Raw genomic sequence first — 15,729 nt, forward strand, 5'->3', positions numbered from 1 at the left:
GCGGGGTAGCCGGTCGGATCAGAGCCCCGCGCAGGCAAGCGCCCGGTGGTAGGCCTCGATGCTGCGGGCGCGATCGCCGACGCGATCGTGTATCTCCGCCGCCGCCAGCCAGTTCTCGGCCGTCTTGCGCGTCTGCGGCCCGTCCTCCAGCTTCTGTACGGCAGCGTTCAGTTCCGCTGTCGCGTCCTCGTCCCGATGCCGCATCCAATGCGCCTGGCCGAGCACCAGGTGCGCGTCGGTGAGCACGGCCCGGCTCGTCCCCTCGGCCGCCAGGTCGAGCGCGGCCTGGGCGTGCTCGGCCGCCTCGTCCAGATGGCCGAGCTCCATCTCGGCGCGCGCGAGGTAGAGCAGCGTCAGCGGGACCTCTCCGCGCGAGGCCGCGGACTCCTTCACGCCGTGCAGCACCCGCACCAGCAGATCGCGGGCGGTGAGTGCCTCGGCCGGGCGCGCGCGGAGCAGGAGGGTGGCATAGGCGCCGCGGAGCCTGGCGAGGTTGCGCGGCTCGCCGTTCTCCGACTGGATGGCCATCGCGCGTTCCATGAGAGGCATGGCCTCCTCGTCTGCGCCGACCAGCTCGGCGGTACGCGCGGCGTTCCAGCACGCGGCCACGATGGCGCGGGGCGTGCCGAGCCGCTCGGCGGCCGCCAGCAGCTCGGCGGCGAACTGCCTGGCGCGGAGCAGGTCGCCCCGCTCGTAGTAGACCGACAGAAGCGTCGAGCCGAGCTCGATCAGATCGTCGTTCCAGGACGGCTCGGCGGACGCCGGCCCGAGCGTCTCCTCGCCGATCCGCACCGCGGTCGCGAAGTCGCCGGAGTTGCGATGGCAGCGGCACAGCGCCAGGGCGATCTGGATGCGGCGTTCGGGCGACTGGCCCTCGGTGTCGCCCTCCCGGAGCGTGTTCAGCGCGGCTATCGCCTCCGGCAGGTCTCCACCGGCCTCGGCGGCGAGCGCGTAGCCGTACCGCGCGTCCTGCCGCAGCGAGGCCAGACCCACCAGGTTGTTGTCTTCGAGCAGCTCGGCGTATCGGCGCCTGGCCTCGGCGACCTCACCGTTCTCCAGGGCGAGGCGGGCGAAGCGGAGCCCCAGCTCGAGGTCTTCCATCTGCTCGGCGGTGACCCCGTTGACCAGGAAGGTGAGCGAGCAGTCCAGCTTCTGGGCGAGCAGCTCGAGGACGGCGGGAGTCGGCGTCCGCTTCCCGCTCTCTATCAAGGAGACGTAGCTGTCCGACAACTCGGGATGAGCGAGCTGCGCCTGCGACAGACCCCGCTGCCGGCGGATCATCTTGATCCGCTCACCGACCAAACCTTGACTGGTCACGTGCACCTCTAGAGAGAATATAGACCCGGCCATTGATCCGTCACGAAGGAGACTCACATGCGCCGCCTTGCGTTACTCGTCCTGACCGCCCTGATGTCGGCCGGTCTGGTCGTTGCAGGCAATGTTACGGCCGCCAACGCCGCCACGCCATCGGTCATCCACTTCGGCTACGACTGCTGCTGACGGCACGGGCCCCCGTCGGGGCCGTGAGAAGACACCCCGCTTCCATCGCTCTGCCGCTTCCCCTTCGCGGAACGATCGAGGGAAGCGGGGTCACCCCACCGCGCGCAGGCATCCACGGGGACCGTACAGTCCGACCGGTCTTTTCCCGTATGATCACGTTTACTACGGCGGTTCTACGCGGTCAGCTTGATGTCAAGTCGACGTCACCGCGAATCTAGGTGGACTCCAGAGTTTCCGAACAGGTTGACTCTGCACCAATCGACGTTATCTCTATGGCAAGTACGACCATGGACACCCGCCGCCGATCGGGTGTCGCACCCCTCATGTGGAGATCCGCAGGCGCATGGATATAGCTGGTGAGCACGGAGATTCCCAGCATTCCGAATGCCGTTTACAGGTGCTCGGCCCCGTCACAGCCTGGCGTATGCGGCATCGACTCGACCTCGGACCACCGCTGCAACGGGCCACCCTGTGCATCCTCGCCGCCCGCCCGGGCCGGTTGGTGACGCAGGAGACGCTGATCAGGGGGCTGTGGGGGGACACTCCGCCGAAAACGGCACGGCAGAGCATCTACACCTACGTCGCGGGACTGCGGCGGGAACTGGAGCCGGACCTGGGGCCGCGTGGGCCTTTCACCCTGCTCGTCAACAGGTCGGGAGGATACGCGCTGGCACAGGGACGGGTACGGGTCGACGCCGAGGAATTCGAACATCGGATAGCCGGGGTCCGCCGCCTGCCGGCGAAAGACGCCTGTCAGGACTCGTTGAATGAATTGGACGCGGCACTGCGTTTGTGGACCGGCCGGGCGCTGTCCGGAATCCCGGGCCCATTCGCGGAAACGGAGCGTGCCCGTCTCGAGGAACTACGCCTGACCACGGTCGAGGAACGCGCCCGCGTCCTCCTCGGATCGAGACGAGACCACGAGGCGCTCGCGGCGCTGCACGACCTGGTCCGCGAACATCCCCTCCGGCAGCGGGCCCGGGAACTGCTGATGCTGGCGCTCCACCGCCGCGGCCGGCAGACCGACGCCCTGGACACGTACCTGGACATCCGCCGCCTCCTCTCCGAGCGGCTCGGGGTGGGTCCCGGCGAGAGCCTGCAGCGGTGTTACCAGGCGATCCTGCACGGTGATCCGGCCATGGAGTCGGCTCTGGAATCGGCTCTGGAGCCGGCCGGCCTCCATCTCGGACCGGCCCGACTCGCCCCCGCGTCCCCGTCGGCTTCGCCACCGTCCACACACTCCTCGTCCACACGCTCCTCGTCCACACGCTCCTCGTCCGCACCGTCTCGGCCGGCCGGTCCGCCGGCCCCGGTGCCGGTGCCGGCGCCCCGCCAGCTGCCGCGGGCCGTGGACTGTTTCGTGGGCAGGACCGACGAGTCGGTGCGGCTGCGATCGCTGCTCGCCCCCTGGGCCGGCGGCCCGCCGAAGGCCACGGTCGTCATCACCGGTCCCGCCGGGGCGGGCAAGTCGGCCCTGGCCGTACAGGCCGCCCATGCCGTGAGCGATCATTTTCCCGACGGCCTGCTCTATGCCAACCTGCTCGGCGCGACACCGGGGGTCGAGCGGCTGAAGCCGGTCGACGTGCTCGGCAGATTCCTGCGCGCGCTCGGCGTGTTCGCCGAGGCTGTGCCGCACGACGTCGGCGAGGCCGCGGCCATGCTGCGGGACAGGCTCGCGGGGCGCCGCGTCCTCGCCGTGCTGGACGACGCCTCCGGTCCCGACCAGGTGCGCCCGCTGCTGGATCTGCCGTCGGGCAACGCGGTCCTCATCACCAGCCGTGAGTCGTTCGCCACCGTCGACAACTGCGTCCAGTTGTGCCTCGGCATGATGGCCCGCGCCGAGGCGGTCACCATGCTCGCCAAGCTGATCGGCGCGGAACGGGTGGCGGCCAAGCCGGCCGCGGCGGCCCGGTTGGTCGATCTCTGCGACGGCCTGCCACTGGCCATGCGGCTGGCCGCTGCACGTCTGATGGACCGGCCGCACTGGGGTGTGCGGCACCTGGTCGAGCGGCTCGAGGACCGGGGACGGATCCTGCACGAGCTGGAGTCGGGCGACATCGCCGTACGATCGAGCCTGGAGCTGAGCCACGACGCCCTGTCGCGCAGCACCCGCCCGCTCGACCGTCTGGCCGCCCGGACCCTGTGTCATCTGGGTGTCCTTCATGTGCCCGATGTGACGGCGCACGTGGTGGCGGCGCTCGTCGACGTCCCCGCCGAACTCGCCGAGCGGGCGCTGGAACGCCTGGCGGACGCGCACCTGATCGAGTCGCGGGAGTTCGGGCGCTACCAGTTGCACGATCTGGTGCGGCTCTTCGCGATGGAACTGGCGCGGGAGCGGCTGACGCGGCAGGCCCGATCGGAGTCCCTCGATCGGGCGCTTCGCCGGTACGGCTCGACCGCGCGTCTCGCCACCCGGCTGGTGGACCCCCACCGCGTCCAGCCGCCCTGGCCCGGGGACGAGGCGCCACCGGCCCCGCTGTCCGACGATCAGGACGGCCACGCCTGGCTGGAGCGCGAGCGGGCGAACGTCCTGGCCGCCGCTTCCCAGGCCATGACGTCGGCGGACGACGGCCTCGCACGCCTGGGCGCGTACGTGGGCTTCTCGCTGATGTGGCATCTCTATCGCGTGGGCCATCGGATCGAGAACCTGCGGATCAACCAGCAGGCCCTCGACGCGGGACAGCGCCTCGGCGACCGGGAGGTCATCGCGCTGGCGCACGGCTACATCGCCATGTCGCTGGTCCGCATGGGCCGCGCCGACGAGGCGCTGCCCCATCAGCAGGCCGAGCTGGAACTCCAGCGCGGGCGGCAAAACCGGTTCGACGAGATGCGGGCGCTCGGCAACCTCAGCGTCACCTTCCTCTGCCTGGAGCGGTACGCGGAGGCCCTCGACTGCGCGCGCATCCAACTGTCGATCGCCCGGGAGATCGGCGCGGACGTGGGGGAACGGCACGCGCTGGCCATGCTCGGCTCAGCCCACCGGGGCCTGGGGGACCTGGCCGCCGCCACCGCCGTGCTCAACGAGAAGATCTCGCTGGCGCGAGCGGCGGGAGACCTGTTCCACGTGTCGCACGCGCTGTGCTACCTGGCCGAGATCCGCCTCGATCAGAACGATGCGCTGGCCGCGAAGATCCTCCTCGAGGAGGCGTTCGCCATCGGCCGGGAAATCAGGAACCACGACGCCATACCGCACTGTCTGGCCCAGCTCGCCACCGCGAACCGGATGCTGGGCCGGTTGGAGAGCGCGCTGGCCTACGCCGAAGAGGCGGCTGCGGTCGCGCGCGCGGTCGGCGACAGGCAGTGGGAGGAATCGGCTGCCCAGGAGCTGGCCGCCGTCAGGGCCGCGTTAGCGGCCGGCGCTCAGGGCCAGGAAGAGGTCGATGCGGTCGGCCATCGATGACAGGTCCTTTCCGGTGAGCTCCTCGATCCGGCGAATCCGATAACGGACCGTGTTGGCATGCACGTGCAGCCGCTCGGCGCAGCCGTTCCACGACCCCGCGCAGTCCAGAAACGCCTCCAGGGTCCGCACCATCTCGGCGCCGTGCCGCCGGTCGTAGTCGATCAGCGGGCCCAGCAGCCGTTCCGCGAACGACCGGCGGATGTCGCCGGGCACGGTCGCCAGCAGCAGCGCGTGCGTGTAGATCTCGTCGCTGGTGGCCACTCCCCCGCCGCGCGCCTCGGCCATCCGCCTGGCGTGCCCGGCCTCCTCCAGCCCGCCGCGGATCGCGTGCGCGCCGGTCAGCACGCCGCTCACGCCGACGGCCACCGCGACGTCGGGCAGTCCCGCGGTCAGCAGCGCCATACGCTCGCGCAGCCGCGCCGCCAGTTCGTCCGCCGTGGTCTCACGTAACGGAAGCAGCGTGACCGACTCCCCCGGCTCGGCGCGGGTCACCGCGACCACCCGCCGATCCAGCAGTTCCTCCACCACCCGGCCGCCGAGCAGGGCCGGATCACGGCCGCCGCCCGCCCCCGCCCGCCGCCCGGTCCCGGCCGTGGCCGTCACCACGACGTACGGCTCGGCCACGTCGATGCCGCAGGTACGCAACCTGGCCGACAGCTCCGTCGGCTCGCCTCCGGCCCACGCGAGCTCGACGAGTTCCTCGGCCAGCCGCCGCTCGACCCGGCGGCCCTCCTCGATCCGGGTGCGGGCCATCGCCACGCACGACGCCAGCTCGAAGCCGATCTCGGCGTCGAGCTCGCCCCGGCACACCAGCGCCCATCCGGCGGCCCGGTGCGACCGGTCCACCGCGAACAGCGTGAACGTCTCGCCGTCCCGCACGACCGCCGGCAGCCGGACAGCGCCCAGATAGGCGCGTGCCAGCCGTACGGCCCGTGCCTCGGGGAGATCTCCCGCGATCACCGAGCCCGCCGCGGAGATCACCGCAGCGACGACGCCGAGCTCGCTCTCGACCAGCGTGAACAGCTCAGCGAGGTCCGCCCCCTCGGCCACCGCCGCGACGATCCGGCGACGACGGCCGAGCTCGCCGCGCAGGTCTCCGGCCCTTGCCCCGGCCAGCCGCCTGGCGACGAGTTCGGTGATCGCGCCGAACGACACCTCGACCGGCACCCGCAGCAGCGGCAGGCCCCGCTCGCGGCAGGCCGTCACGAGATCGCCGGGGATCATGCCGAGCCAGGCGTCGCCCGCGCCGAGGGCGGCCACCCCGGCCGCGGCCAGCGCGGCCACGAACCGCTCGGAGTCGGCGGTCTCCCTGCGCCACATGAGGCCGGTCAGCACGAGCTCGCCGCCCGTCAGATAGCGGCTGGGATCGGGCAGATCGGTGACGAGGACGTCCCCGATCTCCCGGTCGAGCGCCTCGTCCCCGGTGAGCAGCCCGAGCCTGAGCTCAGCGACGGCGAGCAGATCCCTCAGCAGCACAAGGCACAGCGTATTCGGCGTGGCGGCGAATTTGGAGAAAGCTACAAGCGACCCCGCCGCCCGCCGCGGCGTTTCCATGGCCACGTCCATTGGCCGGGCCGATCTCCGTTGATGTACTGCGGTCATGACGATGCGGACCGGGCGCCGCCCGGGTGTCGGCGAGAGCGCGCTGCGACCCGACGGGACGCTCAAGGTGACCGGCGAGTTCGCCTACGCCTCGGATCTGTGGCTGGAGGACATGCTGTGGGGGGCGACGCTGCGCAGCCCGCACCCGTCGGCGTGGATCCGCTCGGTCGACCTCTCCCCCGCCCTGGCCGTGCCCGGCGTGTCCGCCGTACTGACCCACCGGGACGTGCCGGGTGAGAAGTGCTACGGCCTGGAGCGCGGGGACCAGCCGGTCCTCGCCGTCGACCAGGTCCGCTACCAGGGCGAACCGGTGGCGATCGTGGCCGCGGATCACCCCGAGACCGCCCGGCGGGCCGCCGCGGCGATCGTGGTCGAGTACGCGCCGCGCGAGGCGGTCGTCGATCCGATGCGCGCCGCTTTCGACCCGGACTGCCCCCAGGTACACCCCCAGGACAACGCAGTCCACCCGGACGGCAATCTGGTACGGCACCAGCCGGTCAGGGTGGGCGACGTCGCGGCGGCCGCGGCGGCGGCCGAGGTCGTCGTCACCGGCGAGTACGAGGTGGGCATGCAGGACCAGGCCTTCCTCGGCCCCGAGTCCGGCCTGGCCGTGCCGGCCGGGGACGGCGGGGTGGACCTGTACGTCGCGACGCAGTGGCTGCACGCCGACCGGGACCAGATCGCGCCGTGCCTCGGCCTGCCGGCCGACCGGGTGCGGCTGTCGCTCGCCGGCGTCGGCGGCGCTTTCGGCGCCCGCGAGGACCTGTCGATGCAGATCCACGCCGCGATGCTGGCGCTGCGTACCGGCAGGCCGGTCAAGATGGTGTACGGCCGGGAGGAGTCGTTCTTCGGGCACGTCCACCGGCACCCGGCGCGGATGCGCTACGAACACGGCGCGACGCGCGACGGCCGGCTGGTCTACGTCAGGGCCGAGATCGTGCTGGACGGGGGCGCCTACTGCTCGTCCACCCCGGCCGTGGTCGGCAACGCCGCCTCCCTCGGCGTCGGGCCGTACGAGGTGGCGAACATCAGCGTCGACGCCTACGGCGTCTACACGAACAATCCGCCGTGCGGGGCGATGCGAGGGTTCGGGGCGGTCCAGGCGTGTTTCGCCTACGAGTCGCAGATGGACCGGCTGGCGCGGGCCTGCGGGCTGTCGCCCGTCGAGATCCGGACGCGCAACGCGGTCTCGCAGGGCTCCAGGATCGCCACCGGACAGCTGATCGACACGCCGGCGCCGCTCGCCGAGATGCTCGCCGAGCTCGCGGCCATGCCGCTGCCGGAACCGGTCGCCGTCCCCGCCGACCTGCGGCTGCTGCCCGGCGGCGTCTCGCAGACGACGCACGGCGAGGGCGTGCGCCGGGGCGTCGGATACGCCGTCGGCCTCAAGAACATCTGCTTCTCCGAGGGCTCCGACGACTACTCGACGGCCCGGGTGCGGGTCGAGTCGCTGGGCGGCGAACCGCACGTGCTCGTGCACACGGCGGCGGCCGAGGTCGGCCAGGGCCTGGTCACGATCCAGGCCCAGATCGCCCGCACCGAGCTGGGCATCGACCGGGTGACCGTCGCTCCGGCCGACACCACGGTCGGCTCGGCCGGCTCCTCCTCCGCGTCACGGCAGTCGTACGTCACGGGCGGCGCGGTCAAGACCGCCTGCGAGGCCGTACGGCGGCGCCTCGACGCGTTGCTCGCCGGCCATCCCGGGCAGGAGCTGGCGGAGCTTCTCGAACGGTTCGGCCCGGTGGAGGAGACGCGGGAATATCGCCACCGGCCGACCGAACCCATGGATCCGGTCACCGGCCGGGGCGACACCCACACCCAGCTCGCGCTGTGCGTCCACCGTGCCGTCGTCGACGTGGACGTCGAGCTCGGCCTGGTCAAGGTCGTCGAGCTGGCCGCCGTCCAGGACGTCGGCAGGATGCTCAACCCCCTGGCCCTGGAGGGGCAGATACACGGCGGCTCCGCCCAGGGGCTCGGCCTGGCGCTGATGGAGGAGATCCAGGTGCGCGACGGCCGGGTGCTGAACCCCTCGTTCACCGACTACCTGATCCCCACCGTCCTCGACATGCCGCCGATGCGGCTGTCGATTCTGGAGAACCCCGATCCGCACGCGCCGTACGGGCTGCGGGGCGCCGGGGAGCCGCCCACCCTGTCGTCGACGCCGGCGGTGGCCGCGGCCGTACGGGCGGCGACGGGCCTGCCGCTCGCCCGCGTCCCGATCCGCCCCGAGGACATCGCGCTCACGCCGGCGGACGCCTGATCTCAGGCGAGGTCGCCGGAGTCGCAGGCGACGCCGTCGCCGTCCACGTCCGTGTACCAGTAGTACTCGGCGTGCACGCCCTTGGTGTACGGTCCGTAGCCGTTGGCGGTGGCCTCCTGGCAGCTCGCGAACCGCTGCTGGGTCCGTCCCCCCGAGCCCGTGGCCCGGGTGTCCTCGGGCCGGCCGGCCGCCGGCTGCGTCGCGGCCTCGTCCGGCGTCCCCGTGAACAGCGGCTGCGTGGACTGCGCAGTCGGCTCGGTGAACGCGGGCGGCTCGGTCTGGCTCTGCGGCTGGGTGTACGCCGGCTGGGTCGGCTGCGCGGGCTGGGTGTCCTGGGCGGGTGGGCTGGCCTGTGGGGCGGCGGCGCCGGTCAGCAGGGTGAACAGCGCGTCGGCCTGCTCCTTGGTGAAGCCCGCGATCGCCAGGCTGTCCTGGGTGATCTCCTGCTCGACCCTGGGGGCGGCGACCACCTTGTCGCCCGCGACGATCGCGAGCTGCTGTTTGATGGTCTCCCGGGTCAGATCGGCGATCTGGTCCAGGTTGGCCGGGGACAGGACGAGCCGCAGGGAGTGGCTCCCGTCCCGCTCCGGCACCTCCTCGATCTTCTGTACGGTCGTCACCGTGATGCCGGGATCGAGCTGGTAGCACGTGGTGCCCGTGTCGTCGGGGACCGCGTCGGTCTCGGTGCAGGGCCCGGCCTTGACCCCGACCACCGGGGCGAAGTGCACGGGCGTCGCCAGCCGGCGCAGCGACACCTGTGAGAGCGGCGCCGCGTCCGGATTGCGGGTCATCACGACGGCCACGGCACCGAGAGCACCGGTTATCACGACGACCAGGGCGAGGGCGACGACGAGGGCGAGTGTCGTCCCCCGGGCGGCCTGCGGCTGCCGCGGCGGGCCGGGTTCATTCGGCGGCCGGGACTCCTGCGGTGATCCGGGGGCATCCGGGTCCGGTACAGCGCCCTCGCGCCGTTCTCCGCCGATCTCGGCGGCCTCGCCCGCCTCCGGGTCCGCCCCCGTGCCGGGCTCCTCCTGGCGCTCGTTCCGCATCCCGTCCTCGATCCCTGCCATCGACCGCAGAGCCTACCGAGGTAGGCCAAGAGCGGGTAATCATCCGGCAAACCGCCACCCACCCACCCCCCGGCTCCCCACCCCCCATCCCCCGGACCCCCCATCGCGTGATCTTGCGAATTCTCGCAAGGACGCCTCCCGACCTGGGCACTTCCATTCCGTGATCTTGCAGTTTCTCGCAGACAAGCCGCTTGACGTGCGGTGATGCACTGCGTGATCTTGCAATCCGACACGAGGTGCAAGATCACGAACATCGTTTTCGCAGCTCAGACCCTGAATCTGCAAGGAACTGCAAGATCACGGAACGGAAAGTGCCTGCTCACGGCGTATACGTGCGAGTATTCGCAAGATCACGGGGATGGGGGGGTGGGGTGGTTTTCAGGAGGCGGCGGGCGACGGGCTCGCGGGCTCCTCGGGTGCGGCGGACTCCTCGGGTGCGGCGGACTCGTGGGGGTCGGCCGCCGTCGGCGGGGGCAGCGGCTGCTCCGCCGTGGTGCCGACGCCGCTGCTGCAGGCCGCGCCGAACTCGGGGGTGTAGGCCGGGTTCTGCTTGTACTTCTTGATGTAGGCCGGCAGGCGGGGATCGTCTGCGCTGTCGACCTTGAGCTGGTGGTTCCAGGAGCTGGCCACGATCTTGGCGGGCAGCCCGGGGTATGGGCTGAGCAGCATGTAATCGGCGGAGGCCAGCGTCTTCAGCTTGTCCACCTCCGCCTGCGGCAGGTCGGGCTGATAGGTGATCCACACCGCACCGTGCTCCAGGGAGTGGACGGCGTGCTCATTGTGGATGGGCTTGTCGTAGATGCCGCAGTTCTGCCAGATGTAGTTGTGCCGGCCGCCGACGGGCGGCGTCTCGGTGTAGGCGACCTTGTCCCAGCTGTGGTCGGAGCCCTCGTACTTGTAACTCGCCACCGAGTCGAGCGACTTGCCGGACCGGTCGTTGACCACATAGACGGCGACCAGGCCGACCAGCACGACGATGACGAGACCGCCGATTCCCCACATCAGGAAGGCCACACGCCGTTCCTTGCGCTTCTGCTCGGCGCGCATGCGGGCGAGGTGCTCACGCCTCGCCTGCGACTTCTCCTTCGCCATCAATCCTCCAGCCGCTGATCACAGGTTTCCCCCGCGCGGTATGGAGAATAGTGGGTATAGGGATAAACTCCGCGCAAGCGCAGAACTCATGTGATCAAGCGGCCCCGGCGCGCGCGCACCGCGTGGAGTAGCCTGTGGACGATGAGCATCGACACGAGCCTGCCGCCGGACACCGTCTCGCGGCCGGGGAGGACCACGCCGATCCTCGGAGTGATCACGGTCGTCGTCGCCGTGGTCGCGCTGCTGCTGTTCCTCACCAGGTCACAGGTACCGGGCGACGCCTCCCCCGAGGCGGGTTTCGCCAGGGACATGGGCGTGCATCACGCCCAGGCGGTCGAGATGTCGTTCATCGTGCGGGACAAGAGCACGGACGACCAGATGCGGACGCTCGCCTACGACATCATCACGACCCAGAGCACCCAGCGTGGAATTTTCATGGGCTGGGTCCAGCAGTGGGGTCTCGACCAGTCGACGACCCTGCCGCCGATGCTGTGGATGGCCGGTCACGGCGGCCACGGCGGGGCCGCCGCCACCGCCGCCCCCCGGCCATGGGCGGAGATCATGGCGTCGATGGGCATGGCCTCCGATGAGGAGATGAAACGGCTGCGGGAGGCACCGGCGGGCAAGGACGCCGAGGTCCTGTTCCTCCAGCTCATGATCCGTCATCACGAGGGCGGGGTGGACATGGCCGAGGCCCTGCTGAAGCAGTCCGACCGGGCCGAGGTGCGCAGTCTGGCCCAGCACATCGTCAACACCCAGGCGGCGGAGATCAAGCAGATGCAGGAGATGCTCACCACGCGGGGCGCCCGGCCCCTGCCCTCCATCCGCACCAAATGATCAGGCGCTGAGCTCCTCGGCGAGGGCGGCCGCGAAGGCGTCGACGTCCGACTCGGTGGTGTCGAAAGCGCACATCCACCGCACCTCCACCATGCCGTCGCCGATCTGCTCGTTCCAGTTGTAGAACCGGAATCGCTTGCGCAGCCGGTCGGCGACGTCGGCCGGCAGGATCGCGAAGACCCCGTTGGCCTCCACCGGGCGCGGCAGCGTCACCCCGGGCATGTGCCGTACGGCCTCGGCGAGCCGCCGGGCCATCGCATTGGCCTGCCGGGCGCTGCGCAGCCACAGATCACCGGCGAGCAGCGCCTCGAACTGCACCGAGACGAACCGCATCTTCGAGGCGAGCTGCATGCCGGTCTTGCGCACGTACGGCAGGCCGCGGACGGCCGACTGGTTGAGCACGACCACGGCCTCGCCGAGCAGCAGCCCGATCTTGGTGCCGCCGAACGACACCACGTCCACCCCGGCGTCGGTGGTGAGCGCGCGTAGCGGCAGGTCCAGCGCGGCGGCCGCGTTGGTGATCCGCGCGCCGTCGAGGTGGACGAGCAGGCCCAGCTCGTGGGCGTGATCGCAGATCGCCCTGATCTCGGCGGGAGTGTAGAGCGTGCCGAGCTCGGTCGCGTTGGAGATCGACACCACGCGGGGCTGGGCCCGGTGCACGTCGCCGAAGCCCCACGCCTGACGGTCGACCAGCTCGGGCGTGAGCTTGCCGTCGGGTGTCGGCACCGGGAGCAGCTTCAGACCGCCGATCACCTCGGGGGCGCCGCCCTCGTCGGAGTTGATGTGGGCGCTCTCCGGGCAGATCACCGCCTCCCAGGGCGCGCACATCGAGCGCAGCGAGACCACGTTGGCCGCGGTGCCGTTGAACACCGGGAACGCCTCGGCCTGCTCGCCGAAGTGCCGGCGGAAGACCTCCCGCAGCGCCTCGGTGTAGACGTCGTCGCCGTAGGAGACCTGGTGCCCGCCGTTGGCGAGCGCGATCGCCTCCATGATCTCCGGATGCACGCCGGCATAGTTGTCGCTGGCGAACGCCTTGACCTTCGGGTCGTGCCTGCGTACGGCATCCGTCGTCACGAGAGGTCTCCATCCTTCGCGCCGGGAGTGAGGTCGATCCGCCGGCCGTTGACGGCGTCGGGAGCCTCGTCCCACAGGCCGGCGACGGCCGCCGCGAGGTCCCGCACATCGGTGTGGTTCTTGAACCGCTTGTCCGGCGCGGCGGCGCGCATCCCATCATGCACCAGCGCGGTCACCACGAGGATCACGGCGGCGGACGCCGTACCGCGCAGCGCGTCGGCGAGCGCCAGCGTCCAGGCCTCGGCCGCCGACTTGGCCGCGGCGTAGGCGGCGCCGCCCTGCGTCGGCCGCTGCGCCGCCCGCGCCGAGACGATGACGAACCGTCCGTCGCCGGAGGCGCGCAGCAGCGGCTCGAACGCGAGCGACACGTTCTGCAGGGTGCGGATCAGCAGGTCGTGCAGCAGGTCCCAGTCCGCGAGCGAGGTCTCGGCGAAGGTCTTCGACCCGCGCCAGCCGCCGACGAGGTGCACGACGCCGTCGACCCGCCCGTGCTCGGCCCTGATCCGCTCGGCCAGCTCCGCTACGGCCGCCGCGTCGAGCAGGTCCACGCCCAGGCACCCGCCGGCGCCGGACCGGTCGACCGCGATCACGGTGTCGCCGCGCTCGGTCAGCCGCCGTACGACGGCCTCCCCTGTGGGACCACCCGCTCCCGCGACCAGGATCACTCTGCTCATCACGCCCATCCCTTCCGAGCGAGGCGCATATGGGCCTCAGGCCCGGATGCCCCTCGTGGACTCGACCACCTCGGTGAGCTTACGGCGCAGCGCCTCGTAGAACATGCTCAGAGGGAACTCGTCGGGCAGCACGGCGTCCACCATGGCCTTCTGCTCGGCCGGCAGCGCGTGCACGCCTCGCTGCCACGCCGACGCCGGATGCGGCTCGACGTACGTCGCGACGAGCTGGTGAGCGGCGAGCCAGTGCGCCGCCTTGGACCGGTCGATGCCGTCGCGGTAGAGCTTCTCCACCTCGCCGCGCAGGTCGGCGACGCCGTCGGCGACGCGGTCCCACTCGATCGTGAGCCGGTTGTCGGTCCACCGCACGATGTCGTTGCGGTGCAGGTAGGCGAACAGGAGCTGGCCGCCGAGGCCGTCGTAGTTGCGCACCCGCTCACCGGTGATCGGGAAGCGGAACAGCCGGTCGAACAGGATGGCGTACTGCACGTACCGCGCGTGCGGCACGCCCGCCGCCTCCAGCTTCACCGCCTCACCGAACGCGGTCAGGTCGCAGCGCAGCTCCTCCAGCGCGTACAGCCAGTACGGCATCCGCTGCTTGATCATGAACGGGTCGAACGGCAGGTCGCCGTGGCTGTGGGTCCGGTCGTGCACCAGATCCCACAGGACGAAGGTGTCCTGGGCGAGATCCTGCGAGGCGAGCAGCCGGGCCGCGTCGGGCGGCAGCGCCAGCTTGAGCGTGGCGGCCGCGGCCTCGCTGACCCGGCGGAACCTCGCGGCCTCCCGGTCGCAGAAGATGGCACCCCAGGTGAAGCGCGACGGAGCCTGCCGCACCGCGACGGTCTCGGGGAACAGCACGGCCGAGTTGGTGTCGTAGCCCGCGGTGAAGTCCTCGAACACGATCGGCACGAACATCGCGTTGTCGTAGCCGCCGCGCTCGAGCTCGGCCAGCCAGTCGGGCCAGACGACGCGGATCCAGACGGCCTCGACGTTGCGGTCGCGGTTGCCGTTCTGGGTGTACATCGGGAAGACGACCAGGTGCTCCAGCCCGTCCACCCGCTGGGTGTCGGGGTGGAAGGCGTTCAGCGAGTCGAGGAAGTCCGGGACGCCCAGCCCGTCCGCCACCCACTTGCCGAAGTCGGCCACCACGGTGTCGAGGTAGTCGCGATCGTGCGGGAAGGCCGGGGCGAGCGCGGTCACGTGATCGCGGATCTCGGCGACCAGTTCGGCGGCGCGGGCCCGGTCGCCGCTGATCGAGCCGTCCTTCGCCTGCAGCGGGCGCAGCTCCTCGACCGCCGCCTTGAGCCGGGCGAACCCGGCGGCCACCGCCGCCTTGCGCGGCTCCCCGGGCCGGTGCGGCGCCGTACGGGAGCGGCCGTCCTCGGGCGTGCGTGCGGCCCAGGTGACGAGGTTGGCCCACAGCTGGGCGTGGTCGAAGTCGTCGATCGAGTCGTCGCCGAACAGGTCGGAGTCGGCCAGCACCACGACGCGGCCGCGGCCGTGCCGTACGGCCGCTGCCAGCGGGCGGCCGGCGGGGGCGGCGGTCGGCGAGGTCTCGAACAGGACGGCCGTGCCGTCCGGGACGGCGGCGAGCGTTCCCGCGCGGTAGAAGCAGGCCCGGCGCGCCTGCGCCAGCAGGTCCTGCCCGTCGGCCTGCGCGTCCCCCGGGTCGTACGGCGGCGTGCCGAGGACCCACGTGGCGACGTTGTTGTGGCAGCTCGCCGGGTCCTGGACGGTCGTGTGCTCGACGGCGACGCCGAACCGGCCGAGCAGGTCGGCGAGGTTGCTGCCGTACTTGTCCTGCTCGCACTCGGCGAGCACGACCAGTCCGCCGCCGGCGGCGACGTGAGCCTCGATCGCGTCGATCTCCTCGGCGGTGAAGAGCGGGCTTCCGGCGCCCGTGGTGCGCTCCCAGCGCTCGCCGGAGGGGTGCGCGATCACGAAGACGTCGCACGTGTCCAGCAGGCCGGGCGTGACCGGACCCTCGACGTGGGGACGGACGGTATGACCGAGCCGGCGCAGGACCTCGGCGGCCTTCACGTAGCCGCTGTCGTCGGGGTGCGCCGGATTGATGAGCTCCGCGATCTCACGCCGGATCGTCCATGCCTCGCTGTGCGCCTCGTCGAACAGGACCGAAGGGAAGGCCGTCATAAAAAATCTCCCGATTCGTGAGCTGTCTTCAGAAAAATATACACATAAACACCGGTCAAGCGATAAGTCGCC

Annotated in this window: 11 protein-coding genes; 4 read left to right on the forward strand and 7 right to left on the reverse strand. The window is 71.3% G+C overall.

Annotated elements, in window-relative coordinates; genetic code table 11:
• Positions 1-18: 18 nt before the first annotated feature.
• The gene (locus ACQP1K_RS19700) at positions 19-1,323 is read right to left on the reverse strand and encodes a helix-turn-helix domain-containing protein (protein ID WP_433497180.1); all 1,305 of its coding nucleotides are present in this window, start codon (positions 1,321-1,323) and stop codon (positions 19-21) included.
• A gap of 51 nt (positions 1,324-1,374) precedes the next feature.
• Here ACQP1K_RS19700 and ACQP1K_RS19705 point away from each other — a divergent pair, with 51 nt between their 5' ends.
• The gene (locus ACQP1K_RS19705; protein ID WP_433497181.1) at positions 1,375-1,500 is read left to right on the forward strand and encodes a hypothetical protein; all 126 of its coding nucleotides are present in this window, start codon (positions 1,375-1,377) and stop codon (positions 1,498-1,500) included.
• Between the two features lie 424 nt (positions 1,501-1,924).
• On the forward strand, positions 1,925-4,900 hold the full coding sequence (locus tag ACQP1K_RS19710; RefSeq protein WP_433497182.1) for a BTAD domain-containing putative transcriptional regulator: 2,976 nt from the start codon (positions 1,925-1,927) through the stop codon (positions 4,898-4,900).
• On the opposite strand, the gene ACQP1K_RS19715 is transcribed toward ACQP1K_RS19710, so the two are convergent.
• The gene (locus ACQP1K_RS19715; protein WP_433497183.1) at positions 4,847-6,376 is read right to left on the reverse strand and encodes a PucR family transcriptional regulator; all 1,530 of its coding nucleotides are present in this window, start codon (positions 6,374-6,376) and stop codon (positions 4,847-4,849) included. The two genes, ACQP1K_RS19710 and ACQP1K_RS19715, sit on opposite strands and share 54 nt — an antisense overlap.
• 124 nt (positions 6,377-6,500) lie before the next feature.
• On the opposite strand from ACQP1K_RS19715, the gene ACQP1K_RS19720 reads away from it, so the two are divergent.
• Positions 6,501-8,762, forward strand: coding sequence for a molybdopterin cofactor-binding domain-containing protein (locus tag ACQP1K_RS19720; RefSeq protein ID WP_433497184.1), 2,262 nt, complete (start codon positions 6,501-6,503; stop codon positions 8,760-8,762).
• 2 nt (positions 8,763-8,764) lie between these two features.
• Here the strand turns inward: ACQP1K_RS19720 and ACQP1K_RS19725 are convergent, their stop codons facing one another.
• Both ACQP1K_RS19725 and ACQP1K_RS19730 read right to left on the reverse strand, forming a co-directional pair.
• Positions 8,765-9,832, reverse strand: coding sequence for an excalibur calcium-binding domain-containing protein (locus ACQP1K_RS19725; protein ID WP_433497185.1), 1,068 nt, complete (start codon positions 9,830-9,832; stop codon positions 8,765-8,767).
• Positions 9,833-10,210: 378 nt separating this feature from the next.
• Complete coding sequence (locus ACQP1K_RS19730; protein ID WP_433497186.1) at positions 10,211-10,924, reverse strand: DUF3105 domain-containing protein; 714 nt, start codon at positions 10,922-10,924, stop codon at positions 10,211-10,213.
• Positions 10,925-11,065: 141 nt separating this feature from the next.
• Between ACQP1K_RS19730 and ACQP1K_RS19735 the strand changes: the two genes are divergently transcribed.
• Entirely contained in the window at positions 11,066-11,761 is a 696-nt protein-coding gene (locus tag ACQP1K_RS19735) for a DUF305 domain-containing protein (RefSeq protein ID WP_433497187.1), read from the forward strand.
• Here the strand turns inward: ACQP1K_RS19735 and ACQP1K_RS19740 are convergent, their stop codons facing one another.
• From ACQP1K_RS19740 to ACQP1K_RS19750, 3 genes are read right to left on the reverse strand one after another with little or no spacing between them, the layout of a single operon-like run.
• Positions 11,762-12,835, reverse strand: coding sequence for a threonine aldolase family protein (locus ACQP1K_RS19740; protein ID WP_433497188.1), 1,074 nt, complete (start codon positions 12,833-12,835; stop codon positions 11,762-11,764).
• Entirely contained in the window at positions 12,832-13,509 is a 678-nt protein-coding gene (locus tag ACQP1K_RS19745; RefSeq protein ID WP_433497189.1) for an SDR family NAD(P)-dependent oxidoreductase, read from the reverse strand. The genes ACQP1K_RS19740 and ACQP1K_RS19745 overlap by 4 nt, the downstream gene beginning before the upstream one ends.
• Positions 13,510-13,545: 36 nt before the next feature.
• Positions 13,546-15,657 carry a DUF6421 family protein gene (locus ACQP1K_RS19750; RefSeq protein ID WP_433497190.1) on the reverse strand — a complete coding sequence of 704 codons (2,112 nt, stop codon included), beginning with the start codon at positions 15,655-15,657 and terminating at the stop codon, positions 13,546-13,548.
• Positions 15,658-15,729 lie beyond the last annotated feature (72 nt).

The organism is Sphaerimonospora sp. CA-214678, from assembly GCF_050942215.1.
GTDB lineage: Bacteria > Actinomycetota > Actinomycetes > Streptosporangiales > Streptosporangiaceae > Sphaerimonospora.

What these genes read in the sequence shown, in the direction of transcription:
- ACQP1K_RS19705 (WP_433497181.1), top strand. Translation starts at nt 1,375, where the DNA reads ATGCGCCGCCTTGCGTTACTCGTCCTGACCGCCCTGATGTCGGCCGGT.
- ACQP1K_RS19710 (WP_433497182.1), top strand. Translation starts at nt 1,925, where the DNA reads ATGCGGCATCGACTCGACCTCGGACCACCGCTGCAACGGGCCACCCTG.
- ACQP1K_RS19720 (WP_433497184.1), top strand. Translation starts at nt 6,501, where the DNA reads ATGACGATGCGGACCGGGCGCCGCCCGGGTGTCGGCGAGAGCGCGCTG.
- ACQP1K_RS19725 (WP_433497185.1), bottom strand. Translation starts at nt 9,832, where the DNA reads ATGGCAGGGATCGAGGACGGGATGCGGAACGAGCGCCAGGAGGAGCCC.
- ACQP1K_RS19730 (WP_433497186.1), bottom strand. Translation starts at nt 10,924, where the DNA reads ATGGCGAAGGAGAAGTCGCAGGCGAGGCGTGAGCACCTCGCCCGCATG.
- ACQP1K_RS19735 (WP_433497187.1), top strand. Translation starts at nt 11,066, where the DNA reads ATGAGCATCGACACGAGCCTGCCGCCGGACACCGTCTCGCGGCCGGGG.
- ACQP1K_RS19745 (WP_433497189.1), bottom strand. Translation starts at nt 13,509, where the DNA reads ATGAGCAGAGTGATCCTGGTCGCGGGAGCGGGTGGTCCCACAGGGGAG.
- ACQP1K_RS19750 (WP_433497190.1), bottom strand. Translation starts at nt 15,657, where the DNA reads ATGACGGCCTTCCCTTCGGTCCTGTTCGACGAGGCGCACAGCGAGGCA.